This is a genomic window from Actinorectispora metalli, from assembly GCF_056323685.1.
Window position 1 is genome coordinate 496,725 of sequence record NZ_JBREYE010000001.1, and the last position, 21,307, is coordinate 518,031.

Sequence of the window (21,307 nt, forward strand, 5' to 3'; positions counted from 1 at the left end):
CCGCTTTTTTGCGTGCGGCATCAATTTCGAAAGAATGATTCAACGCGTTCGAATACGTGGTGAATCGCTCACGGAGCTTCGGCGTGGGTGCCGGTGAAGCCGCGAGCCACCGCCCAGCGCGCGACCCGCTGCATGGCGGCGTCGGTGGCCGCACGGTCCCAGGTGCTCCAATGCCCGGACAGCCCCAGCGGCTGCGGCGGGGCGAAGGACTCGCTCATATGCGCCGCGGTCGGCTGCATGGCCTCGAACGGCAGGCCGGGAATGGTCTCGCGGCCGGTCCACCAGTCCCGCAACACATCGGTGAGCGAGCCGGTCGGCTGGATCTGCGCGTCCCCGGCGCGGGACACCACCACGACGGGCCAGGCGGCGGGGTCGTCGCCGGTCCGCCAGCCGAGGTAGTGACCGTCCAAAGTGTCCGCGAAGAACAGGACGCCGCCCGGTCCTGGCCACACGGTGTGCTTGAAGCTCTGCGGATCGCCGGTCCTGGCGTGGGCGTAGGCGTCTCCGGCCAGCTTCGCGAAATCCACCAGGCCGCGGCGCGGGCGCAGCGGGTCGGCGAAGCGAAGCCAGCCGGAGCCCGGCACGTCCCGGCCATAACAGCTCATCAGCGCAACATAATCCGGCGGCAGCGGGGTGCCCAGCAGGTCGAACAGCTCCGACCACGACATGACGCCCAAACGGGGGCGCCCGGACGGCGGCACCAGGGACCGGAGGTCCTCGAGCGCGCAACAGCGTCCCGCCGGAACCGCCGGGTGGCGGCCGTGATCAGGAAAGACACCTTCTCCGATCACGGTCGCCTCCATAACTACGTCATTGGCGGCCGACATTACCCAGTCGAGGCGCGATTGTCTGCCCTACGACTGGAGTAAATCATTCAGTGTCGAAAACAGTGATGAGCCCGCGACTTCGACGTATTAAACCGGCAACAAGCTGCCGATTTCCGTCGCGGACTCCGGGCCGTAGGCCTCGGCGACGCGTTCGATGGCCACCTCGCGGTCCAGCGACCACTCTTGAGGGCCGTCGCTTTCCAGCACGTGCACCGCGATCAGCGAGCCAAGCTGGGCCGCCCGCTCCAGGTTCAGGCCACGGCTGATGGCGGCCACGAAGCCCGCCCGGAAGCCGTCGCCGACACCGGTCGGGTCCACCTTCGAGGTCTCCGGCACCGCCGCGACCTCCAGCCGCTCCACCTCGCGGCCGACGATCTCCACGCCCTTCTCACCCAACGTGGTCACCCGCACGCCGACCCTGGACAGGACCTCGCCCTCGGTCCAGCCGGTCTTGCGCAGCAGGAGCTCCCACTCGTAGTCATTGGTGAACAGGTACTTCGCCCCGTCGACCAGCTGCCGCACCTGCTCGCCGTCCATCCGCGCGATCTGCTGGGAGGGGTCGGCGGCCAGCGGGTAGCCGCGCTCGCGGGCCTCCTCGGAGTGCCGCAGCATGGCGGCCGGGTCGTCCGCGCCGACCAGCACCAGGTCGATGCCGCCCACCCGCTCGGCGATCGGGGCCAGCTCGATGTTGCGGGCCTCCGCCATCGCACCGGCGTAGAAGGAGGCGATCTGGCACATGTCGTCGTCGGTGGTGCAGACGAAGCGGGCGGTATGCGCGACCTCGGAGACGTGCACGCCATCGCAGTTCACGCCGTGGCGCTCCAGCCAGGAGCGGTAGTCGGCGAAGTCCGCGCCGACCGCGCCGACCAGCACCGGGGCGGTTCCCAGCATGCCGAGCCCGAAGGCGATGTTGGCGGCGACGCCGCCGCGCCGGACGGTGAGGTCGTCCACGAGGAAGCTCAGCGAGACCCGGTCCAGCCGCTCGGCGACAAGCTGCTCGGAGAAACGGCCCGGGAAGTGCATGAGGTGATCGGTGGCGATGCTGCCCGTAATGGCGACCGGCACGTTGAACTCCCTGCAAAGTTGGGTGTCGGTTGATGGGATGAAAACCACCCGGTCGGGTGCTTACTGGTCCGTGCCGCTGACTACTGGCCAGTAAGCCTGTCCTACCCCGCCAGGTGAGCTTACCGTCGATCGCGTGACTACTGGTGAACCGGACTCAATGGACGAATTGATCCATGACTGTGAGGACATTCCGGTCCAGTTGCAGTACCGGCTCCCGGTACTGCCGGTCGATCGGGTGACCATCCCGTGGCAGATCGACGAGGCCTGCCTCGCACAGGTGGATGACCTGGACGAATTCGTCTGAGCACGCGATCTAGGACCCCAGCGCCACCGGCTCCGGGGCCTCGATCAGCGCGGCCAGCATGCGGTCCAGGAACAGTTGCCGCTCGATACCGACGGCCAGCTTGACGGGCCGTCGTTCCTCCGATGTTGCATAGCCCGCGGCCCGCTGATCGACCAGCGTCGCGCCGCGGGTGTGGCTGCCGCGCAGCTCAACGGTGATCACCGCGTCCTCATAGCTCGCCATGGCCGGGTCCAGCAGGATCGCGGCGGCCAGCGGATCGTGCAGCCAGCAGGTACGCACACCGCCCAGGGCTCGGGAGTAGACGTCGAGGTAGTGGTCCAGCACCGCGCGGACGTAGCGGGCGCGGTCGGAGTCGTGGTTTTCCAGCCTGCCCAGCCAGGCCTCGTCGGCATTGGCGTGCGCCGTGACGTCCAGGCCGACCAGGGTCAGCTCGAAGCCCGCGGCCAGCACCAGGTCGGCGGCCTCCGGGTCGTGCCAGATGTTGGCCTCGGCGAACGGGGTGATGTTGCCAGGAGCCCGCACCGCGCCCCCCATCACGATCACCTCGCGCAGCAGTCCGGGCAGCCGCGGCTCCAGCAGCAGGGCCAGCGCCACGTTGGTGAGCGGACCCAGCGCCAGCAGGCTCAGCTCGCCGGGGTGGCGGCGGGCCAGCGCGACCAACTGCTCGGCGGCGGAGACCTCCACCGGGCGCCCCGCGGGCGGCGCCCCGGCCATGCCGCCGAGGCCGTCGTCGCCGTGCACGAACTCGGCGGTCTGCAACGGCTGGGCCAGCGGGCTGTTCGCGCCGACGGCGACCGGCACCTCCGGCCGCCCGATGCGCTCCAGCAGTCGCAGCGCGTTCTCCGCGGCCAGCGGCGCGGGCACGTTGCCGTGCACCGAGCCCACCGCGACAAGCTCGGCGAGCTCCGGGTACGCGGCGAGGTAGAAGAACGCGAGGGCGTCATCGATGCCAGGATCTGTATCCAGCACGATTCGCTTGACCGCAGGCGCCAAGTGCACTCCCCAGTTTTGGCACGGACACGTCCGGGTGAGCGTAAAAGACGGCGCCCGGGAGCGCGATGCTCCCGGGCGCCGTCAGGCCCAGATGATGCTCAGTTGAAGCTGTCGCCACACGCGCACGACCCCGTCGCCTGGGGGTTGTCGATGGTGAAGCCCTGCTTCTCGATGGTGTCCACGAAGTCGATGACCGCGCCCTGCACGTACGGGGCGCTCATCCGGTCGACGACGACCGTGAGGCCGTCGAAGTCGACCGCGGCGTCTCCGTCCAGCGAGCGCTCGTCGAAGAAGAGCTGGTAGCGCAGACCCGCACAGCCACCGGGCTGAACCGCGATGCGCAGCGACATGTCGTCGCGCCCCTCCTGGTCCAGCAGCGCCTTGGCCTTCCCTGCGGCCGCGTCGGTCAACGTGACGCCGTGGGTGGCCACGGTCACATCAGAAGACGTGGTGTCGGAAACCGTCATGACTCTCCCTCGCGGTTTGGCTCGGCCTGCCACAGCACAACACTGCCGACCGCTTGTTTTGTTCCCGGCTATGCGCCTCTTATCCATGGTGACACACCCGGTGGGGTCAGCGTCCGCCCCACTGGCCCGCCACCTCCGCCGCGAGGTCGGGCAGCCGTCCCTCATAGGCGGCCTGCACGCCGATGGCGGCGGCCTCCCGGCGGCCGACCGTGACTTCTTCGGCCAGCACCAGGCAGGGCAGACCGCGCTCCCCCGCGGCGGCTGCGAACTTCGCCACAGTCGAGTCACGCAGTGCCTGCCAGTCGAACACCGCCGTGACCACGACCACCAGCTGGGCGTCCCCGATAGCCGAGGGCTCGGCCATCACCGTGAGCTCATCGCCGGGCGCGGCCACCCGCCAGCCGTCCACTACCGGCCGCGGGTCGTCCGCGGCGATCACTACGCGCACATAGGGCACCGTAAACCAGAACAACCAGGGCGATTAGGCTTGGCCGCGTGAGGTTCCTGCGCCGTAGCACCGCCGAGAAGAACTCGACCGACAGTGATGTCGCTGACGCCGAGGTGGTGGTGCCTGCCGAGGAGAACCGGACCCAGGGCAAGGGCAGGCCGACCCCCAAGCGCCGGGAGGCCGAAAGCCGCAGGCGCGGCCCGGTGCCGCCCCCGCCGAGGACGCAGCGCGAGGCGATGCGGCGGATGCGCGGCAACAAGGAGGAGCGCCGCAAGGCGACCTCCGAGCGCCGCGAGCGGATGATGGCGGGCGACGACCGCTACCTGATGCCGCGCGACCGCGGCCCGGTGCGGGCCTACGTGCGGGACATCGTCGACTCCCGCCGCAACGTCATGGGCCTGTTCATGCCGCTGGCGGTGGTGTTGTTCGTGGTGCTGCTGGTGCCGAGCCCGGCGATCCAGCAGTACATCAGCCTGTTCTTCATGCTGATGATGATCGCCATGATCACCGAGGCGGTGCTGCTCGGCCGCCTGGTCACCCGGCGGGTGCGCAACAAGTTCCCCGAGGCGCCCGACAAGGCGCTGAGCCTGGGCTGGTACGCCTTCAGCCGCGCCACCCAGCTCCGCAAACTCCGCGTCCCCCGCCCTCGGGTGACCTACTCCGACGCCGCCAACCTGGGCTGACCCGGCCTTGCCTGCCTGTAGCTGGAGTTGGAGCCGACTCCAGATAGTTAGCGGAGCTAAATGTGTCGGGGTAGTGTCGAAGGCATGGAGTTCCGTCGCCTTGGCCGCAGTGGCCTCAATGTCAGTGAGATTTCGTACGGCAACTGGATCACCCACGCCTCCCAGGTGGAAGAGGAGCAGGCCGCGGCCTGCGTGCGGGCGGCGCTGGACGCGGGCATCACCACCTTCGACACTGCCGACATCTACGCCAACACCGCCGCGGAAGAGGTGCTCGGGCGGGCGCTGGCCGGTCAGCGCCGGGAGAGCCTGGAGATTTTCACCAAGGTGTTCTGGCCGACCGGGCCGGGCGGTCCCAACGACAAGGGACTCGGGCGCAAGCACATCACCGAGGCCGTGCACGGCTCGCTGCGCAGGCTGAAGACCGATTACATCGACCTGTACCAGGCGCACCGTTACGACCGCACGGTCCCGCTGGAGGAGACCATGTCGGCCTTCGCCGACCTGGTCCGCCAGGGCAAGGTGCTCTACATCGGCGTCTCGGAGTGGAACGCCGAGCAGATCACCAGGGGCGCCGAACTGGCCCGCGAGCTGAACGTGCCGTTCATCTCCAACCAGCCGCAGTACTCGATGCTGTGGCGGGTTATCGAGGACCAGGTCGTGCCCGCCTGCGAGCGCGAGGGCATCAGCCAGATCGTCTGGTCCCCCATCGCCCAGGGCGTGCTGACCGGCAAGTACCTGCCGGGCCAGCCGCCGCCCGCGGGCTCCCGCGCCACCGACCAGCAGGGCAGCGGCTTCATCTCCAGGCTGCTCACCGACAAGGTGCTGGAGCAGGTGCAGCAGCTCAAGCCCATCGCCGAGGACGCGGGCCTGTCCATGGCCCAGCTCGCGGTGGCCTGGGTGCTGCAGAACCCCAACGTCGCCTCCGCCATCATCGGCGCCTCCCGTCCCGAACAGGTCGCCGAGAACGTCAAGGCCGCGGGCGTGAAGCTGGACGCGGAGATCCTGGAGCGGATCGACAAGACCCTGGAGGGCGTCGTCCAGACCGACCCGCGTCTCACGCAGACGCCGTAACCGCAACCGAGTGAGTGCGGCGCGGGGTCACTGCGCCGCACTCACCACGTTGTCACGGCACCCCACCGGTCTCGTGCCGGTGCGTTTCGGCGGGTCAGCGCAGCGTGATCTCGTAGCCGTTGCCGCGGACCGTGATGCCGTTGGTGTGGAGGTCGACGGAGCCGTCGTGGCCCTCCCTGTCCTTGCCGCGCAGGGAGATGCCGTCCTTGTTGAAGCTGACACTGCCTTCGCCGCCGAGGCCACGCAGGTCGATGCGGTGGTCCGGCGCCGGTAGGCGGGCCTTGCCGGACACGGCGGCGACCTGCTTCCTACCGGTCGCGACGGGCGGCTGGACGGGAACTTCGACGTTTTCGGGGGCAATCACCTTGCCGTGCAGCGATCCCGCCGCGACGCCGGGCTGCCAGTGTGCGCCACCCATGGACAGCACCACGGCGGCCGAGCAGGTGAGCAGGGCGACCTTGCTCATCACATGGTCCAAGCGCATGTCGTACTCCTGATCCAGGCGAGAACCTCACCGAGCCAACGAGGTTGAGGGCGGGAGGTTCCGGCCAGGAGCGGTATTGGGCGGCTTTCCGCCCAATACCGCTCACCGGGCTCACAAGGGCGACCGCCACGGTTGGCCGCCCCCGCGAATCGGCTTCCGCGATCAGCTCAGCGAGCCGCCGAGGGAGCCGCCGAGGCCGCTCTTGCCGCCCTGGGCGGACAGGGCCAGCTCACCGGCGTGCACGTGCTCGCCGTAGCCGCCACCGCCGCCGAGAACCGCGTCGGCGTAGAGGTTGCCCGCCTTGTCGTAACCGGCGTCGGCCACCGCGGCACCGGCCGCGGCGAAGTCGCCGTAACCACCGGCGAGCTCACCGGCGAAGCCACCGCCGTGCTTGCCGAGGTCACCGGCACCCGCAACGGCGGCGTGACCGCCCCGCAGCGTCCCGCCGAGGGCACCGCCGCCCGCCAGGCCCTGCTTGTTCACGACGCCTTCGAAGGCACCGGCCGCGCCGTTCTCACCGCGAGCGACCTCGAACGCGCCGTCGACGAGCCCACCCTGGCGGGTGAGCTGCGCGCAGGCCTCGCCCGCGGCGGAGCCGCCGAACGCGCTGCCCGCACCGGCGAGGCCGCTGTGCAGGCCTTCCCGGCTGACGGTGTTGTGGGTGTTGCCGACGAACTCGCCCACCTTCTTGTGCGCGCCCGCGATCTCGCCGCCGAGCGAGCCGCCCTGGGCGCCCAGTGCCGCGGCACCGCCGCCGAGGAACTCGCCGCCGTGTGCCGCGCCCTTGCCCGCCAGCTCACCAGCGATGCCGTGGGCGTCGCCTGCGCCGGTGAGGACGCCTTCGACGTACTCGCCGTGCGGGCCGAAGCCGTCGAACGCACCGTCGACGGTGCCGCCGCCGGTGCCGCCACTACCGGCACCTGCGAGCGCGAAACCCGCCTGCTTGGCACCCGCGGCGAGGGCTGCCGCGCCCGCGAGGCCGTCCGAGGTGGGACCGCCCGCGAGGTTTCCTTCGAGGTACCCACCGGCGTCGTTCACCGTGCTGCCCAGATCCTGGGCGGCGTCACCGTCGATGCCAGCGCCTGCGTGGGCCATGCCCGCGCCCAGCGGCAGCACGATCGCGGCGGCCGCGCCGATCATCGCGGACCTGCGGGCCAACCGGTTGAAGGTCATGCTTGGTCCTTCCTGTTGCTTGCAATGCAGGGTTGCCAGGAGGTAACGGATTTGAGTCCGATAGCCTCCAACCGGGCCCAACGAGACGGCGGGACACCGGTTACCCCCAAAGGGTGAAAATCGGTAGGGATTGCGCCAAACGGCCTAACTACTCATAATTCACTTAACGGTCTCGTCTCCGATCACTCACTCCGGCGACAGTTCCCGTTGCCGCCACTGCGCTTTCCGGCGGCTCGGCCGGGGTCAGGTGGGACCCGGGAGGCGTCATGCGGATGGTGCGGCTGGTCATCGCAGTACTGGCGGCGGGTGTGTTGTCGCCGGGAACCGCCTGCGGCACCCCGGCGTCGCCGGTGTCGCCGCTGACCGGGCTGCCGGTCACGGAAGCGACCCCGGTGCTCGCGGTGAAGGTGGACAACGCCAGGCAGGGGCGCCCGCAGACAGGGCTGACCCAGGCCGATCTGGTCTATGTCGAACCCGTCGAGGGCGAGTCGTCCCGCTACATCCCGGTGTTCTCCACCCGGTCGCCCGAATCGGTCGGTCCGATCCGCAGTCTGCGGGAGACGGATCTGCGGCTGCTGCCGATGTTCGGTCGCCCCGCGGTGGCCTACTCGGGCAACGCCCCCGAACTGGCGTCCGCGATCGAGGGCTCGCCGGTGATCTCCGTATCCCCGGCGCACACGGGCGACGCCTATTTCCGCGACCCCGACCGGAAGGCGCCGCACAACCTGTATGCCAGGACCGCGGGACTTCGCGCCGCGGCCCCGGAGGCGAGCCCGGCCCGGGACATCGGCCTGGTCTTCTCGGACCGCCCGCCTGACGGTGGTCAAGTCACCGAGCAGCACACGCTGCGCTTCGGTGCCGAGACATTCACCTTCGCCTGGACACCGGCGGAGGACCGGTGGCAAGTAGCGGTGGACGGCACGCCCGCAACCGCGGCCGAGGGCGGCAGGCTCGGCCCGCGGACCGTGGTGGTGCAGTACGTCCCGGTGCGCGTCACCACGATCCAGGACAGCACGGGCACCCCGTCGCCGTTCGCCGAGACCGTCGGCTCCGGCGAGGCACTGGTGCTGCGTGACGGACTGGCGTACCAGGTGCGCTGGCACCGCGACTCTCCCGACCGGGGCACGGAGTTCACCGGGCCCGACGGGAAGCGGCTGCCCTTCGCCCGCGGCCAGACCTGGATTCTGCTGGCCTCGAAGTAAAAAGGTGTGGCCCGGAGCAGGGGGCCGGGCCACACCTACCGCGGTTCAGTGTCCTGAACGCGGCCCAGGACGTCTCTTGGCCGGTTCAGGACACTGAACCCACATCTCTCAGGTGGTCAGCGACCAGGACTCCAGGTATCCGACGTCCTGGCGGTAGACATCGCGGACCCGCAGCGTCCAAGTGCCGTTGGCCGCCGCCGCGGAGGCGTCGACGGTGTAACTCCTGGCGATGTCGTCACCACTGTCCGAACTGGACTTCTGTAGCGAGTGCACGGCGCCGCCCGGGGCCACCAGGTCGATGGTCACATCGCCCCGCCACGGGTGCTTGATCACCACGTCCACCTTGGTGGTGGCCGAGGCGTTGCGGTTGCAGGCGGTCACGTTGATGGTGCTGGTCACCGCCGGACCGGCGTCGGGGATGTCCACCCTGGTGTTGTTGCTGAACGGCCCGCAGCCGGTGGGCGGCGGGGTGGTGCCGCCCGCGCCGGTGTAGAGCAGCTTGTTCGGCGAGCCGGTGCCGGGGTTGGTGACCTTGCCCGAGGTGGCGGCGTTCACCAGTGCGTCCCGCACCTGCTGCGGGGTCGCGCCGGGGTTGGCAGCCAACACGAGCGCCGCCGCGCCCGCGGTGTGCGGGGAGGCCATCGAGGTGCCGCTGATGGAGCGGCTGGCGGTGTCGCCGCCGATCCACGCCGAGGTGATGCCGACGCCCGGCGCGAAGATGTCAACGCAGGTGCCGTGGTTGGAGAACGACGCCCTGGCGTCCTTATTGTCCGTGGCGCCCACCGTGATCGCCTCCGGGGTGCGCGCGGGCGAGACGTTGCAGGCGTTCTGACCCTCGTTGCCCGCGGCCAGCGCGTAGGTGATGCCCGCGGCGATGGAGTTCTTCACCGCGGTGTCCAGGCTGCTGGACGCGCCGCCGCCGAGGCTCATATTCGCCACGGCAGGCTTGGTGGCGTTCTTGGTCACCCAGTCGACGCCCGCGATGACGCCGGTGGTGCTGCCGCTGCCCTGGCAGTTGAGCACCCGGACGCCGACCAGTTTGACGCCCTTGGCCACGCCGTAGGCGGTGCCGCCGACGGTGCCCGCGACGTGCGTGCCGTGGCCGTGGCAGTCGGTGGCGTTGCCGTCGTTGTCCACCGTGTCGGTGCCGCTGACCGCGCGGCCGCCGAAGTCGCGATGGCTGTTCAGGATGCCGGTGTCGATCACGTAGGCCGTGACGTTGGCCGCGGTGGTGGCGTAGGTGTACTTGGAGTCCAGCGGCAGGTCACGTTGGTCGATGCGGTCCAGGCCCCAGGACGGCGGGTTGGGCTGCTCGTCGGCGAGCGTGACCACCCGATCCTGTTCGACGTAGTCCACCGCAGGATCAGCGGCCAGTCGGCGGGCCTGTTGCTCGGTCATCGTCGCGGAGAAACCGTGGAAAGCGTGTGAGAAAGCCGACCGCAGGGTGCCGCCGTATTTCCTCAGCAGAGTGGGGGTGAATGCCTGCGAACTGGAGACCGCGCCGGTCTTCAGCGCCACGAGGTAACTGCCCGGGATCGCATCCGCCGCCTCCGCGGCGCGAATCGGGCCTTCAGCGGGTGCGGCGGTGGCGGGTGCGCCGAGCATGACGGTGGCCGCGGCCACCAAGACGGTAAAACCAATTTTCATTTTCACGAGAACCTCGCAGCAGGGGAATGCAGACGCCCCGGAAGGGCGGCGGCAAAACGGGTTCTATCGGCCCGAGCCCTCTTCGGAACCATTACGAGCGTGACAAGAGGTAGAAAATGGTGGCAATACGACAAAGCGTGTGAAGTGCTTCCAAGTTTCATTCACCGGCCTTCACAGCCCGACGCGACAGTGATGGACCGAGGTGATGGTCCGTCAGGCGCAGCAGCTCACCTGCCTGGCGCAGCGCGGTATCAGGCTAGGTCACTGACAGATCTCGATCCCCTGGTCCGAGCGGGGAAACCCTGGCTTGGGCGGAAGAAAACCGGCAAGGTTGTCCTGTTTCACGAATTTCTCGCGCATCTGGTGTGTGTCACCGAGAGGAAGGCGGGAAAGTGATCGGGCAGGGCGAGGTCGCACCGCGGGGAATCCTGCACCCGGTTCCCTCCCAACACGCCGCGAGCCTTTCCACAGCGCTGCGCGACGGCCCCTTCCACCGAGCCCTGCACGACGCGATCCAGGCCAGCGGGCTGAGCCTGGAGAGCGTGCGCCGCAGGCTGCTCCAGCGCGGCGCCCGGATCAGCCTCACGACGTTGAGTTATTGGCGTTCCGGCCGGTCCCGCCCGGAACGCGAGTCCTCGCTGCGCGCGCTGAGCACGCTGGAGGAGGTGTTGCGCATCCCGCCGCGTTCGCTGGTGCGGCTGCTGGAGTCCGACCCGGGCCGCGGCGGCAAGCCCGATGCCGTCCAGGTGCTGAAGCTGGACGAGATGTTCAGCCGCAGCGAGCGGCTGGCCGATGTGCTCGCCGAGATGCAGTTCCCGCTGTCTGATGGTCTGACCAGGCTCAGCGTGCATGATCTGGTGCGGGTGGACGCCCACCGCTGCGAGCGCAGCGTGCGCACCCGGCAGGTGCTGCGAGCCGAGTCCTCGCGGGTGACGCGGTGCCTGACGATCTATACCTCCGAGGACACCGCCCGCCCCCTGCCGGAGTTCAACGAGGTCAGGTATTCAAGGCTGGGCCGGGTGCGCCGCGACCAGGACAACGGGTTGATGGCCTCGGAGATCATCCTGGACAGCGTCCTCGGAAACGGTGACACCACTGTTGTTGAATTCGAGCTGGGCTTCGCCCCCGGCCGCGAGTTCACCGAATACGAGCGGCTGCTGCGGGCGCACACCCGCGAGTACGTCATGCAGGTGCAATTCGACCCGGCGGCATTGCCGGTGAATTGCTACAGCTGGCGAAAGGATTACAACAACGGCCCGCGCTACCAGGTCCAGCGCCTGTGGATCAGCGCCTCGCACACTGTGCATATCGTGTGCAACAACCTGCCGCCAGGGTTGGTCGGGATCAGCTGGGAATGGGATTAGCGCGTCACTCGGCGGGCTGGAGGCTCATCGGGCCGTAGACCTCGGCCTCGCCGTGTAGCAGCGTTACGTGGGCGACGCCGTCTGCCAGGAGTTGGGGCCAGGTGTCCTCGAGCCAGGTCTCGGCGTCGAACTGATCGCCGAAGGTGTCCTCCGGGCCGGTCACGTCACGGCCAGACGCATCCTGGTAGCGCCAGCGGTATACCACTGCAGACCCCCTTTGGTCGGCGTCGTATCGATAGGCGAGCTATCACCTATGCGAACGGTAACCTCCGGCGCGGGCAGGCCCGCCGTTCAGGTGATGGGAGACACACGCATGGCCGTGTTGGTGCTGGGTGGGGCGCGTTCCGGCAAGTCCGCCCACGCGGAAGGACTCGTGTCGGCGGCCGAGGACGTGACCTATCTGGCGACCGCGCGGCGGCATCCCGGTGATGCCGAATGGGACGCGCGGATCGCCGAACACGTGGCGCGGCGGCCCCCGCACTGGCGCACCGAGGAGGCCGCCGATCCGGTGTCGTTTCTGCCCGGCGCGACCGGAACCGTGCTGCTCGACGACGTGGCGACCTGGCTGACCGGGGTGCTGGACGATGCCGGCTGCTGGGACGGCCGCCCGGTCGGCCCGGCGCGGCGGCGTTGTGACGAGCTTGTCTCGGCGGTGGCGGACTGCCCCGCCCGGCTGGTACTGGTGTCCGCGGAGGTCGGCCTGGGCGTCGTCCCCGCGACCTCGGCCGGCAGGCTGTTCCGGGACGAACTCGGCAGGCTGAACGCCGCCTTGGCCGAGGTGTGTTCCGAGGTCGTACTGCTCGTCGCGGGCATTCCGCTGCGGCTGCGCTGAAAGACGGAGGTTCGAGGTGTCCGAAGTGGACTCCGATATCGACGCTGTGGACGCTGTGGAGGTGCCTGCCTTCGGCCCGGTGACCGCTCCCGACGAGCAGGCCCACCGCCAGGCGGTGGCCCGGCACGACCAGCTCACCAAGCCCGCCGGTTCGCTGGGCAGGCTCGAGGAACTGGGCGTGTGGATCGCGGCCTGCCAGGGCACCTGCCCACCCAAGCCGTTCGCCCGGCCGCGGGTGGTGGTGTTCGCGGGCGACCACGGCGTTGCGGCGCACGGCGTTTCGGCCTACCCGAGCGAGGTCACCGCGCAGATGGTGGCCAACTTCCTCGGCGGCGGCGCGGCGGTCAACGTGCTGGCCGGGGTCGCGGGCGCGTCGGTGCGGGTGGCCGACCTCGCCGTGCTCACCGACACCACGGCCTCGGTGAGCGGGCACAAGGTGCGGCGCGGCAGCGGTTCCATCGACCGCGAGGACGCGTTGTCGGCGGCGGAGGTGATCGCCGCGGTCAACGCGGGCAGGCTGATCGCCGACGAGGAGGTCGACAGCGGCACCGATCTGCTGATCGCCGGTGACATGGGCATCGGCAACACCACGCCCGCCTCGGTGCTGATCGCCACGTTGACCGGCAGCGAGCCGGTGGCGGTGGTGGGGCGGGGCACCGGGATCGACGACGCGGGCTGGATGCGCAAGACCGCCGCGATCCGCGACGCGCTGCGCCGGGCGCGCAAGGTCAGCGCCGATCCGGTCGCGCTGCTGCGGGTCGCCGCGGGCGCCGACATCGCCGCGATGGCGGGCTTCTTGGCCCAGGCGGCGCTGCGCAAGACGCCGGTGCTGCTGGATGGGCTGATCACGGGGGCCGCGGCGATGGTCGCGGAGGAACTCGCGCCGGGCGCCCGCGAGTGGTGGGTGGCCGGGCACCGCTCGGTGGAACCCGCGCACACGCTCGTGCTCGAGCACCTGGACCTGAAGCCGCTGCTGGAGTTGGGTCTGCGGCTCGGAGAGGGCTCCGGCGCGCTGGCCGCGCTGCCGCTGCTGAACATGGCGGCCCGCGTTCTCGGCGAGATGGCGACCTTCGGCGACGCGGGCGTCAGCGGGCCCGCCACTCCCCCGCCGCCCGCGCCGTCGGAGGCTGAGTGAGCGGGGCGTGCTCGAGCCGCCGCCCTCTCGAGATGGAGCAACCCCCGATACACAGCCTAAGACTCGGGTCTGACACTTCCGGAGGCTCGGCAGTAGGCATCTTCGGATGCGCGGCGATCGCCGGTTTTAGGTGTGTGGAGACAGGCGCCTTCAGGTGCGTGGCGGCCTGATGCGGCTCGCGCTGACCTGGCTGACGGTGCTGCCGCTCAACGCGGGGGCGGTGGATGGCGCGGCCTGTCGGCGGGCCATCGCCCTGGCGCCGATGGTGGGACTGCTGCTGGGCGCCGTGGTCTCCGCCGCGTGGTTCGGGCTGACGACCGCGGGTGCCTCTCCCCTGTTGGCGGGGCTGCTCTCCATCGCCCTGCTGGCGCTGCTGACCAGGGGCATGCACCTGGACGGGCTGGCCGACACCGCCGACGGGCTGGGCTGCTACGGACCGCCCGAGCGGGCGCTGGCCGTCATGCGCGACGGCGGCGCCGGACCCTTCGGCGTGGTCGCGTTGGTGCTGGCCGTCGGCATCCAGGCCACCGCCCTGGCGGACACGCCGCACTGGGCGGTGCCGCTGCTGGCGGTGGCCACCGGGCGGGCGGCCTTCGCGCTGTGCTGTCGCCGTGGCGTTCCCGCGGCGCGGCCCGAAGGGCTGGGCGCGCTGGTCGCCGGATCGCAACCGCCGGCGGTGCCGATCGCCTGGTTCGCCGCGCTCGCCGCTGCGGGCGCGTTCGCGCTGCCGGACCGCCCCTGGCTGGGTCCGCTTGCCGTCGTGCTCGCGGCGGGCGCGGTGTGGTTGCTGTCCTGGCACACCCGCCGACGCTTCGGCGGGGTCACCGGCGATGTGCTCGGCGCGGCAAGCGAAATCGCCACCACCATCGTGCTCGTGGTGCTTTCTCTGCACGGCTGAGGTGTGCGGGCAACCCGAATCAGGCTGCCCGCACAGGGAGGTCAGAACTTTCCGCAGTTGCCCGGGGCGGGCTTGCCCGCGAACCGGTCGGCCAGCCAGGTGGCGGCTTCGCCGGAGGCCTGCGTCATTCCCATGGCGTGCGGCAGCAGGGGAAGCGCCACCGCCAGGTCGCGGAATTCGGTGGCGGCGCCCTTTCCGCACCAGTCCTTGGCCAGCTGCTTGCCCTGGGCGTAGGGCAGCACGTCGTCGATCGCAGCGTGCTGGACCAGAACCGGGGCGGCCGGCTTGAGGTTGCCGATCTTGTTCTCGGCGACGATGGCGGCGAACGGCGCCTGGGACAGGTAAGCCGAGACGGGCTTGCCCTCCTTGGTGATGGTGCTGGTCTGCTTGAACATGTACTTCATGACCCCGTCCATCGTGCAGACGTTGCGGGCCTCCAGGAACATCTTGGCGCCCTCGGGGTTGGCCAGTTCCAGCATCTTGGCCTCCGGGTAGGCCTCGTTGATGCCGATCAGCGCGAAGCCGAGGAAGCCGACGTACATGCCGCCGTCCAGCGACTTGGCCAGCACGGACTTGTCCGCGGCCGGGGCGCCGACGTAGGCGCCCTTGATGGCCAGTTCCGGGGCGTAGGTCGGCGCCAGCTCGGCCGCCGCGGCGGAGGCACCGCCGCCCTGGGAGTAGCCCGCGATCCCGACCGGGCCGCCCGCGGGGACATCGCCGCCGAGCCGCTGTGCCGCGCGCACCACGTCGAGCACCGCGTGCGCCTCGGCCGCGCGGATCACGTAGGTGTGCTCACCCGGCGTGCCGAGGCCCTGGTAGTCGGTCTGTGCCACGGCGAAGCCCTTGGCCAGCAGCGCGTCCACGAAGGTCTTCTGGAAACCGGCCGCCATATCGGCCTGGCCCTCGCCCGCCAGGGTCTTCGAGGTGGCGCACTGGTCGCCCATGCCCGCGGTGAAGGGCGCGTAGGCCACCAGCGGTCGCGGGCCGGAACCGGTCCACGCGGCGGTCGGCACGATCACCGTGCCGGTGACCGGGATCGGCTTGTTCTTGGCGTCCCGGGTCAGGTACATGATGCGGGTGGCCTTCGCGCCCGCGTAGGTGGAGGGCTGCTTCTTGATCACGTCACCGTTGTTTCCGGCGGGAAGCGGCGACGGCGGGACATAGATGCTCTCCTGGGCGCTTGCCGTGGAATTGCCCACGGCGAGAAAAACGGCCACCACCACGGCGGCGGATGCGGCGATCGCGATGCGGCGCAAGGCCGGAACACGCATATCTGCTCCTGGGTCGAGAGAATTGCGTACGACGTTTGGCACAGCCTGGAGCGGGGCTGCATGGCTGTAAAGAAAGTGTTCCGACCGCGTTTCGAAGAAGGCACCCCCGTGACAAAGCGGCTTACGTCGAATTGGCCTTCAGTGACCGTGTTTCGCGTTCCTGCTGGTCGACGAGGCCACGCGCGATGATCTCCACGGTGAGAACCACGGCCACCGCCTCGACGGCGAGCAGCGCGATGAGCACCACCAGTTGGACGGCGCCTGCCTCCAGGGGCGAGGCCCCGGCGAGCAGCATGCCGACGAACGCGCCCGGCAGCGTGACCAGGCCGACGGTGCGGGTCTGGTCCAGCGCGGGCACCAGCGCGCGACCCGCCACCGGGCGGCACACCAGGATCAACGCGTCCCGCCGGGGCAGGCCCAGCGCCAGCGCGGCATCGACCTCGCCGCGGCGGGCGGTCAGCTCGTCCAGCATGCGCTGCGCGGCCAGCGTGGTCGCGGTCATCGCCCCGCCCAGCAGGATGCCGCCGATGGGCACCAGCACCGCACCGTGCGCAGGCGCGGCTCCGGTCCCGAACAGGATGGCCAGCGCGGGCAGGGCGCCCGCGGCGATGGGCAGCGCCGTCCACAGGCCGCGGCGGCCGGTTCCGGTGCGGCCCGCGCTGGTCGCGGTGGCCACGACCAGCATCAGCAGCAGGAACGCCGCCGTCCACCACAGCGAGGCGAGGATCGCGGCGATCAGCAGCGACACCACCGCAAGCTGCGCGACCGCCCTGGCCACCGCGGTGAGCACCGCGCGGCCGTGCCCGAGCCCGCCGTAGCCCGCGGCCGCGGCGGCGATCAGCACGAGCAGGCCTGCCGCCACCAGCAGCGGCAGGCCGATGTCGAACATGTCAGGCCAGCGGGGTCAGCCAGTGGCGCGCGTCGGGGCGGGCCCCGCGCTGGATGGAGGTCAGCGCGTCGCGCAGCTTCATGGTGACCTCGCCGGTGGCGGCGTTGTTGATCAGGTATTCGCCCTCGGCGTGCTTGACCCGGCCGACCGGGGTGATCACCGCGGCGGTGCCGCAGGCGAACACCTCGGTGATCTCGCCCGAGGCCACGCCCTTCTCCAGCTCCTCGGTGGAGATGCGGCGCTCCTCGACGGAGGCGCACTGCTCCGCGGCGAGCTCGACCAGGGTGCGGCGGGTGATGCCGGGCAGCAGCGTCCCGGTCAGCTCGGGCGTGACGAGTCGGACGTCCTCGCCGGAACCGAAGACGAAGAACAGGTTCATCCCGCCCATCTCCTCGATCCACCGGCGCTCCACGGCGTCCAGCCAGACCACCTGGTCACAGCCCTGCTCCGCGGCCTGGGCCTGCGCCAGCAGCGAGGCCGCGTAGTTGCCCGCGAACTTCGCCGCGCCGGTGCCGCCGGGGGCGGCGCGCACGTACTCGGTGCTCAGCCACACGCTGACCGGCTTGATGCCGCCCGCGAAGTACGAGCCCGCCGGGGAGGCGATGAGCACGTACAGGTACTCCTTGGCGGGGCGGACACCCAGCCCGGCCTCGGTGGAGATCATGTACGGCCGGAAGTACAGCGACTCCTCGCCGCCCGCCGCGGGCACCCAGTCGCCGTCAACGGCGAGCAGCTCGCGCAGCGAGTCGAGGAACAGCTCCGCGGGCAACTCGGGCATGGCGAGCCTGCGCGCGGAGGCGTTCAGCCGGTCGGCGTTGGCCTCGGGGCGGAACGAGGCGATGGAGCCGTCGGGCTGCCGGTAGGCCTTGAGTCCCTCGAAGATCGCCTGGCCGTAGTGCAGCACCATTGCCGCCGGGTCCAGGCTGATCGGGCTGTAGGGGACGACGGCCGCGTCGTGCCAGCCCTGCTCAGGATTCCACCTGATGGTGACCATGTGGTCGGTGAAGTAGTTCCCGAAGCCGGGGTTGGCCAGAATCTCCGCCCGGCGCTCCGGGCTGGTGGGGCTGGGGTGCTCGGTCTTCGAGAACGGCAACGCTGACGTCATGTCCTTACGGTAACGCCTCCTCGGTAACCCGAAAATCGCTGTTCCGAGGTTTGGACGTCCTACTGTTACAACTCGGCCACAATGAACGGCATGAAGCGCATCGACTACGTGCTGCCCGCGGCCTGGCTGGTGGCACTCGTGCTCCAGCTGTCGCTGGCCTTCACCTGGCTGGACTACCCGGGCCTGCTCGGCGAGTGGACCACCGTGGTGCTGCACGTGATCATGCCGCTGATCCTGCTCGCGCTGCCCATCACCGGCCTGCGCCGCGGCCGCCGCGACACCGCGGGCACCCTCGCCTACGCCACCCTGCTGGTGATCAGCGGCATCGTGATCGCGATCCGCCCGACGATCATCTGGGCGGCCTCGCTGCTGGTGCTCGCGGCGTTGGACTAGACGCGCACCGCCTCGGGCAGCTCCGGGCGTTCCCAGGACGGATCGGGGCGGAAGTCGCAGTGGGTGCCGTCGAAGGGGAACGCGCCCGCCTCGGCGAGGGCGATCATGCGTTCGCCCTCGGCGCGCAGGCGGACCAGCTGGTCGGGGGTCAGCCTGCCGGTGGCGAGCGCGGGCTCGATCTCGTCGGCGTCCTTCCACTCCCAGGACAGGTCCGGGTGCACCACCACGTCCAGGATGCCGTCCATGCGGTCCACCCCGGACTCGGTGCGGCCCAGCGGGGTCTCCAGGTTGACGTACCAGTTGCGGAAGCTGCCGTCGGCGTTGAAGAACCAGTACACGCTCGACCAGGTGTCCTCGGGGATGAGCCGCAGGGTGGAGGTCTCCCGCCACTCCTCGACGAACATCCGCCGCGGCGTGGCGAAGCGCTCGGCGATGGGCAGGTATCGGGGGTCGCTGCCGTCGGGCAGCCGCGAGAACAGGCCGCGGGTGCCCGCGGGGGCCCAGCCGAGCAGCCGGGCCCCGTCGTCGGAGATCACCCGCATCGGCAGCGCGAAGCCCACCGATGAGTCCGGGCGGATGAAGCGCAGCAGCGCCCGCTCCCCAGTGGAGAACATCACTTGGTCTTGGCCTGCACGAACGGCGGCTTCACGACCTCGCAGCGCAGCCTGCGGCCCCGCACGTCGAGCACCACCTCGGTGCCCGGCTCGACCGCCGCGGCGCTGTCGATCATGCCCAGCGCGATGCCGGTCTTCAGGCTCGGCGAGAAGGTGCCGGAGGTGGTCTCGCCGATGGCGTTGCCCTCGGCGTCCAGCACGGTCATGCCCGCCCGCGGCACGCCCCGCTCCAGCGCCTTGAGCCCACGCAGGCGACGCGCCGGGCCATTGGCCTTCTCCGCGCGCAGCGCCTCGTGCCCCCAGAACGTCTCCTTCTTCCAGCCCACCGCCCAGGTCGCGCCCGCCTGCACGGGGCTGATCTCCGCGGACAGCTCGTGGCCGTGCAGCGGGTAGCCCATCTCGGTGCGCAGCGTGTCGCGGGCACCAAGGCCCGCCGCGCGTCCGCCCTGCTCCCCCGCGGCCGCGATCAACGCGTCCCACAGCGGGCGGGCGTCGGTGGCGCGCGGGATCAGCTCATAGCCGTGCTCGCCGGTGTAGCCGGTGCGGCACACCCGGACCGTGCCGCCCTGCCAGTCGGCGTCGGTGTAGGCCATGTACTCCATGTCGCCGGGCAGGCCCAGCTTGGCCAGCACCTCGGTGGAGCGCGGGCCCTGCACGGCCAGCACCGCGAACTCCTCGTGCTGGTCGGTGACCGTGATCCCCTCCGGCGCCGCCTCCGCGAGCAGCCGCGCCACCTCGGCGGTGTTGGCCGCGTTGGGTACCAGAAACACCTCGTCCTCGCCGACCAGGTAGGCGATCAGGTCGTCGACCACACCGCCGGTGGGCGTGCAGCACAGCGTGTACTGGGCCTTGCCCGGCGCGATGCGGCGCAGGTCGTTGGTGAGGCAGGCGTTGACGAACTCCGCGGCACCAGGGCCTGCGACGGTGGCCTTGCCGAGGTGGGAGACGTCGAAGACGCCGACGGCGTCGCGCACGGCGGTGTGCTCGGCGACCACGCCGCCGTCGGAGTACTGGATCGGCATTTCCCAGCCGCCGAACGCAGCGTTGGTGGCGCCCAGGGCGACGTGTGCGTCATGCAGCGGGCTGTGCTTGAGGTCGGTCACAAGATTGCACCGTACCTCGGCTCACCGGCCCGCCAATAATGTCACAAACATCGAACCCCCGAGCACGATCGCGATCGTGCTGCCGATGACCATCACGGGCAGGCTGACCAGCAGCAACACACTCAGGCCGAGTCCGAAGCAGGCGGTGCGGACCCACCAGGTGCGGTCGTCGTCGGGCAGCAGCCGCGCGGCGGCGTTGGTGAAGGCGCAGTAGACGAGCAGGCAGCCCGCGGACAGCATGATCGCCGAAGGCACATCCGCCAGCAGCACGATCGCCGCCGCGATCGCCGCGGCGATGCCGTCCGCCGTGGCGGGCACCGCGGTCAGCCGCACCGGCAGGTCGCGGAAGTCCGCCATCGCCAGCGCCGTCCGGCGGAAGCCGTGCAGCTGAAGCAGGATCGCCGAGCAGCACAGCAGCACCACGACACCGCCCAGCGCGGGCAGCAGCGGACTCCCGTCGGCGGCGGCCAGCATGTCCCGCACCGCGGCGGGCGACAGGCCCAGCCGGGTCGGACCCAACTGGCGGAGCAGGGCGGCGGCGAACACTCCGTAGGCCAGCAGCGCCACCACGATCAACGCGGGCACGGTGTACTTCAGCCTGCCGTAGACCCGGCGTTGTTCGCCGGTGTGCGGGGCGGTGAGCTGCTCGAACCCGGCGAAGACGAAGACGAGCGCCGCGGCGGCGCCGGTGATCCCCAGTGCGTTGTCGCCGGACCGCGGTTCGGCGAACGTCGCCTGGGCGGGTTCGATGACGAACCCGATCAGCGCCACCCCGCCGATCACCGCGGCGCCCGCGATGGTCACCACGATCGCACCCCAGCGTCCGACGCGGAAGTTCACCGAGGACAGCGCGGTGAGCCCCAGGATGAGGATCAACGCGGCCGCGGTCTTGGCCGTCGGCACCACGTAGGCGGCGAACACGCCCGCCGCGGCGGCGATCGCGGCGGCGCGGGAGAACAGTGCCGCCACCCCGGTCATCCGGCCGGGAAAGGAACCGAACTGCCCTCGGACGTAGCGGTACCCGCCGCCCGGTCCCGGCAAGGCGCGGGACTGGTCGGCTGTGGAGAAGGCGGTGCACAGCACCAGGAGGGCGGCGACGGCCAACGCGGGCAGCAGGAATCTGCCCGCCATGGCGGCGGCCGGGGCGAAGGCGCCGAGCAGGCCGACCCCGAACATCGAGCCCAAGCCCAGTGTCAGCGCGCCCGTCATCCCGTCCCGCCGCGTCCGCAGCGGAGAAGTCACGCCGGACATGGTCCCGCATCCCCTGGCCGCCATGTCAGGCGGCATTCGATCGGTTCTTTGCGCGACCATCGCGGACGCGCGATACCCGCGGTAGGGA

General features: G+C 70.4%; 24 protein-coding genes. 9 read left to right on the forward strand and 15 right to left on the reverse strand.

The features are described from left to right. Positions 1-68: 68 nt before the first annotated feature. Together ACU6XJ_RS02300 and ACU6XJ_RS02305 are read right to left on the reverse strand one after the other, a co-directional pair. Entirely contained in the window at positions 69-668 is a 600-nt protein-coding gene (locus tag ACU6XJ_RS02300; protein WP_476306346.1) for an SMI1/KNR4 family protein, read from the reverse strand. Between the two features lie 246 nt (positions 669-914). Next, positions 915-1,850 (reverse strand): carbohydrate kinase family protein, encoded by a 936-nt coding sequence (locus ACU6XJ_RS02305; protein WP_476313766.1) that lies wholly within the window; start codon positions 1,848-1,850, stop codon positions 915-917. A 199-nt stretch (positions 1,851-2,049) separates the two neighbouring features. Here ACU6XJ_RS02305 and ACU6XJ_RS02310 point away from each other — a divergent pair, with 199 nt between their 5' ends. Continuing rightward, complete coding sequence (locus ACU6XJ_RS02310) at positions 2,050-2,196, forward strand: hypothetical protein (RefSeq protein WP_476306349.1); 147 nt, start codon at positions 2,050-2,052, stop codon at positions 2,194-2,196. 9 nt (positions 2,197-2,205) lie between these two features. On the opposite strand, the gene ACU6XJ_RS02315 is transcribed toward ACU6XJ_RS02310, so the two are convergent. The 3 genes from ACU6XJ_RS02315 to ACU6XJ_RS02325 all read right to left on the reverse strand — a co-directional run bounded on the left by ACU6XJ_RS02315 (position 2,206) and on the right by ACU6XJ_RS02325 (position 4,104). Further along, on the reverse strand, positions 2,206-3,189 hold the full coding sequence (locus tag ACU6XJ_RS02315; RefSeq protein WP_476306351.1) for a nucleoside hydrolase: 984 nt from the start codon (positions 3,187-3,189) through the stop codon (positions 2,206-2,208). Between the two features lie 98 nt (positions 3,190-3,287). Further along, positions 3,288-3,656, reverse strand: coding sequence for a HesB/IscA family protein (locus tag ACU6XJ_RS02320; RefSeq protein WP_476306353.1), 369 nt, complete (start codon positions 3,654-3,656; stop codon positions 3,288-3,290). Between the two features lie 106 nt (positions 3,657-3,762). Further along, entirely contained in the window at positions 3,763-4,104 is a 342-nt protein-coding gene (locus ACU6XJ_RS02325) for a hypothetical protein (protein ID WP_476306355.1), read from the reverse strand. A 47-nt stretch (positions 4,105-4,151) separates the two neighbouring features. Here ACU6XJ_RS02325 and ACU6XJ_RS02330 point away from each other — a divergent pair, with 47 nt between their 5' ends. Together ACU6XJ_RS02330 and ACU6XJ_RS02335 are read left to right on the forward strand one after the other, a co-directional pair. Beyond that, entirely contained in the window at positions 4,152-4,787 is a 636-nt protein-coding gene (locus ACU6XJ_RS02330) for a DUF3043 domain-containing protein (RefSeq protein ID WP_476306357.1), read from the forward strand. An 84-nt stretch (positions 4,788-4,871) separates the two neighbouring features. Further along, a complete protein-coding gene (locus tag ACU6XJ_RS02335; protein ID WP_476306359.1) occupies positions 4,872-5,858 on the forward strand; it encodes an aldo/keto reductase family protein in 987 nt (328 codons plus the stop codon). Positions 5,859-5,952: 94 nt separating this feature from the next. On the opposite strand, the gene ACU6XJ_RS02340 is transcribed toward ACU6XJ_RS02335, so the two are convergent. Further along, on the reverse strand, positions 5,953-6,342 hold the full coding sequence (locus tag ACU6XJ_RS02340) for a hypothetical protein (RefSeq protein ID WP_476306361.1): 390 nt from the start codon (positions 6,340-6,342) through the stop codon (positions 5,953-5,955). A gap of 162 nt (positions 6,343-6,504) precedes the next feature. Further along, positions 6,505-7,515 carry a hypothetical protein gene (locus ACU6XJ_RS02345; protein ID WP_476306363.1) on the reverse strand — a complete coding sequence of 337 codons (1,011 nt, stop codon included), beginning with the start codon at positions 7,513-7,515 and terminating at the stop codon, positions 6,505-6,507. 266 nt (positions 7,516-7,781) lie between these two features. On the opposite strand from ACU6XJ_RS02345, the gene ACU6XJ_RS02350 reads away from it, so the two are divergent. Continuing rightward, positions 7,782-8,717 carry a DUF3048 domain-containing protein gene (locus ACU6XJ_RS02350; protein ID WP_476306365.1) on the forward strand — a complete coding sequence of 312 codons (936 nt, stop codon included), beginning with the start codon at positions 7,782-7,784 and terminating at the stop codon, positions 8,715-8,717. Between the two features lie 108 nt (positions 8,718-8,825). Here the strand turns inward: ACU6XJ_RS02350 and ACU6XJ_RS02355 are convergent, their stop codons facing one another. Then, positions 8,826-10,364 carry a S8 family peptidase gene (locus tag ACU6XJ_RS02355; protein ID WP_476306368.1) on the reverse strand — a complete coding sequence of 513 codons (1,539 nt, stop codon included), beginning with the start codon at positions 10,362-10,364 and terminating at the stop codon, positions 8,826-8,828. A 392-nt stretch (positions 10,365-10,756) separates the two neighbouring features. Here ACU6XJ_RS02355 and ACU6XJ_RS02360 point away from each other — a divergent pair, with 392 nt between their 5' ends. Then, positions 10,757-11,728: a hypothetical protein gene (locus tag ACU6XJ_RS02360; RefSeq protein WP_476306370.1), complete on the forward strand. Its 972-nt coding sequence runs from the start codon at positions 10,757-10,759 to the stop codon at positions 11,726-11,728. 4 nt (positions 11,729-11,732) lie between these two features. On the opposite strand, the gene ACU6XJ_RS02365 is transcribed toward ACU6XJ_RS02360, so the two are convergent. Next, complete coding sequence (locus tag ACU6XJ_RS02365; RefSeq protein ID WP_476306372.1) at positions 11,733-11,933, reverse strand: hypothetical protein; 201 nt, start codon at positions 11,931-11,933, stop codon at positions 11,733-11,735. A 93-nt stretch (positions 11,934-12,026) separates the two neighbouring features. Here ACU6XJ_RS02365 and ACU6XJ_RS02370 point away from each other — a divergent pair, with 93 nt between their 5' ends. The 3 genes from ACU6XJ_RS02370 (at position 12,027) to cobS (ending at position 14,593) form a co-directional block, all read left to right on the forward strand. Further along, positions 12,027-12,560 (forward strand): bifunctional adenosylcobinamide kinase/adenosylcobinamide-phosphate guanylyltransferase, encoded by a 534-nt coding sequence (locus ACU6XJ_RS02370; protein WP_476306374.1) that lies wholly within the window; start codon positions 12,027-12,029, stop codon positions 12,558-12,560. 55 nt (positions 12,561-12,615) lie between these two features. Continuing rightward, on the forward strand, positions 12,616-13,695 hold the full coding sequence (gene cobT, locus ACU6XJ_RS02375) for a nicotinate-nucleotide--dimethylbenzimidazole phosphoribosyltransferase (protein WP_476313768.1): 1,080 nt from the start codon (positions 12,616-12,618) through the stop codon (positions 13,693-13,695). 169 nt (positions 13,696-13,864) lie between these two features. After that, on the forward strand, positions 13,865-14,593 hold the full coding sequence (gene cobS, locus ACU6XJ_RS02380) for an adenosylcobinamide-GDP ribazoletransferase (RefSeq protein WP_476313770.1): 729 nt from the start codon (positions 13,865-13,867) through the stop codon (positions 14,591-14,593). Positions 14,594-14,634: 41 nt separating this feature from the next. Here the strand turns inward: cobS and ACU6XJ_RS02385 are convergent, their stop codons facing one another. From ACU6XJ_RS02385 to ACU6XJ_RS02395, 3 genes are all read right to left on the reverse strand, one after another. Next, positions 14,635-15,864, reverse strand: coding sequence for a lipase family protein (locus ACU6XJ_RS02385; RefSeq protein WP_476306377.1), 1,230 nt, complete (start codon positions 15,862-15,864; stop codon positions 14,635-14,637). 121 nt (positions 15,865-15,985) lie between these two features. After that, complete coding sequence (locus ACU6XJ_RS02390) at positions 15,986-16,753, reverse strand: ABC transporter permease (protein ID WP_476306379.1); 768 nt, start codon at positions 16,751-16,753, stop codon at positions 15,986-15,988. Position 16,754: 1 nt separating this feature from the next. Beyond that, entirely contained in the window at positions 16,755-17,858 is a 1,104-nt protein-coding gene (locus ACU6XJ_RS02395) for a branched-chain amino acid aminotransferase (RefSeq protein WP_476306382.1), read from the reverse strand. 90 nt (positions 17,859-17,948) lie between these two features. On the opposite strand from ACU6XJ_RS02395, the gene ACU6XJ_RS02400 reads away from it, so the two are divergent. Beyond that, the gene (locus ACU6XJ_RS02400) at positions 17,949-18,251 is read left to right on the forward strand and encodes a hypothetical protein (protein WP_476306385.1); all 303 of its coding nucleotides are present in this window, start codon (positions 17,949-17,951) and stop codon (positions 18,249-18,251) included. Here ACU6XJ_RS02400 and ACU6XJ_RS02405 read toward each other — a convergent pair. From ACU6XJ_RS02405 to ACU6XJ_RS02415, 3 genes are read right to left on the reverse strand one after another with little or no spacing between them, the layout of a single operon-like run. After that, a complete protein-coding gene (locus ACU6XJ_RS02405) occupies positions 18,248-18,865 on the reverse strand; it encodes a DUF402 domain-containing protein (RefSeq protein WP_476306387.1) in 618 nt (205 codons plus the stop codon). The two genes, ACU6XJ_RS02400 and ACU6XJ_RS02405, sit on opposite strands and share 4 nt — an antisense overlap. Beyond that, positions 18,865-19,968, reverse strand: a complete 1,104-nt coding sequence (gcvT, locus tag ACU6XJ_RS02410) for a glycine cleavage system aminomethyltransferase GcvT (protein WP_476306390.1) — start codon at positions 19,966-19,968, stop codon at positions 18,865-18,867. Before gcvT ends, ACU6XJ_RS02405 begins: the two co-directional genes overlap by 1 nt. Positions 19,969-19,989: 21 nt before the next feature. Then, complete coding sequence (locus tag ACU6XJ_RS02415; protein ID WP_476306393.1) at positions 19,990-21,210, reverse strand: APC family permease; 1,221 nt, start codon at positions 21,208-21,210, stop codon at positions 19,990-19,992. Positions 21,211-21,307 lie beyond the last annotated feature (97 nt).

Coding starts and splice junctions, on each gene's coding strand:
- ACU6XJ_RS02300 (WP_476306346.1), bottom strand. CDS start 668: ATGTCGTGGTCGGAGCTGTTCGACCTGCTGGGCACCCCGCTGCCGCCG.
- ACU6XJ_RS02305 (WP_476313766.1), bottom strand. CDS start 1,850: ATGCACTTCCCGGGCCGTTTCTCCGAGCAGCTTGTCGCCGAGCGGCTG.
- ACU6XJ_RS02310 (WP_476306349.1), top strand. CDS start 2,050: ATGGACGAATTGATCCATGACTGTGAGGACATTCCGGTCCAGTTGCAG.
- ACU6XJ_RS02320 (WP_476306353.1), bottom strand. CDS start 3,656: ATGACGGTTTCCGACACCACGTCTTCTGATGTGACCGTGGCCACCCAC.
- ACU6XJ_RS02335 (WP_476306359.1), top strand. CDS start 4,872: ATGGAGTTCCGTCGCCTTGGCCGCAGTGGCCTCAATGTCAGTGAGATT.
- ACU6XJ_RS02340 (WP_476306361.1), bottom strand. CDS start 6,342: ATGCGCTTGGACCATGTGATGAGCAAGGTCGCCCTGCTCACCTGCTCG.
- ACU6XJ_RS02345 (WP_476306363.1), bottom strand. CDS start 7,515: ATGACCTTCAACCGGTTGGCCCGCAGGTCCGCGATGATCGGCGCGGCC.
- ACU6XJ_RS02350 (WP_476306365.1), top strand. CDS start 7,782: ATGCGGATGGTGCGGCTGGTCATCGCAGTACTGGCGGCGGGTGTGTTG.
- ACU6XJ_RS02355 (WP_476306368.1), bottom strand. CDS start 10,364: ATGAAAATTGGTTTTACCGTCTTGGTGGCCGCGGCCACCGTCATGCTC.
- ACU6XJ_RS02370 (WP_476306374.1), top strand. CDS start 12,027: ATGGGAGACACACGCATGGCCGTGTTGGTGCTGGGTGGGGCGCGTTCC.
- cobS (WP_476313770.1), top strand. CDS start 13,865: ATGCGGCTCGCGCTGACCTGGCTGACGGTGCTGCCGCTCAACGCGGGG.
- ACU6XJ_RS02385 (WP_476306377.1), bottom strand. CDS start 15,864: ATGCGTGTTCCGGCCTTGCGCCGCATCGCGATCGCCGCATCCGCCGCC.
- ACU6XJ_RS02390 (WP_476306379.1), bottom strand. CDS start 16,753: ATGTTCGACATCGGCCTGCCGCTGCTGGTGGCGGCAGGCCTGCTCGTG.
- ACU6XJ_RS02395 (WP_476306382.1), bottom strand. CDS start 17,858: ATGACGTCAGCGTTGCCGTTCTCGAAGACCGAGCACCCCAGCCCCACC.
- ACU6XJ_RS02400 (WP_476306385.1), top strand. CDS start 17,949: ATGAAGCGCATCGACTACGTGCTGCCCGCGGCCTGGCTGGTGGCACTC.
- ACU6XJ_RS02405 (WP_476306387.1), bottom strand. CDS start 18,865: ATGTTCTCCACTGGGGAGCGGGCGCTGCTGCGCTTCATCCGCCCGGAC.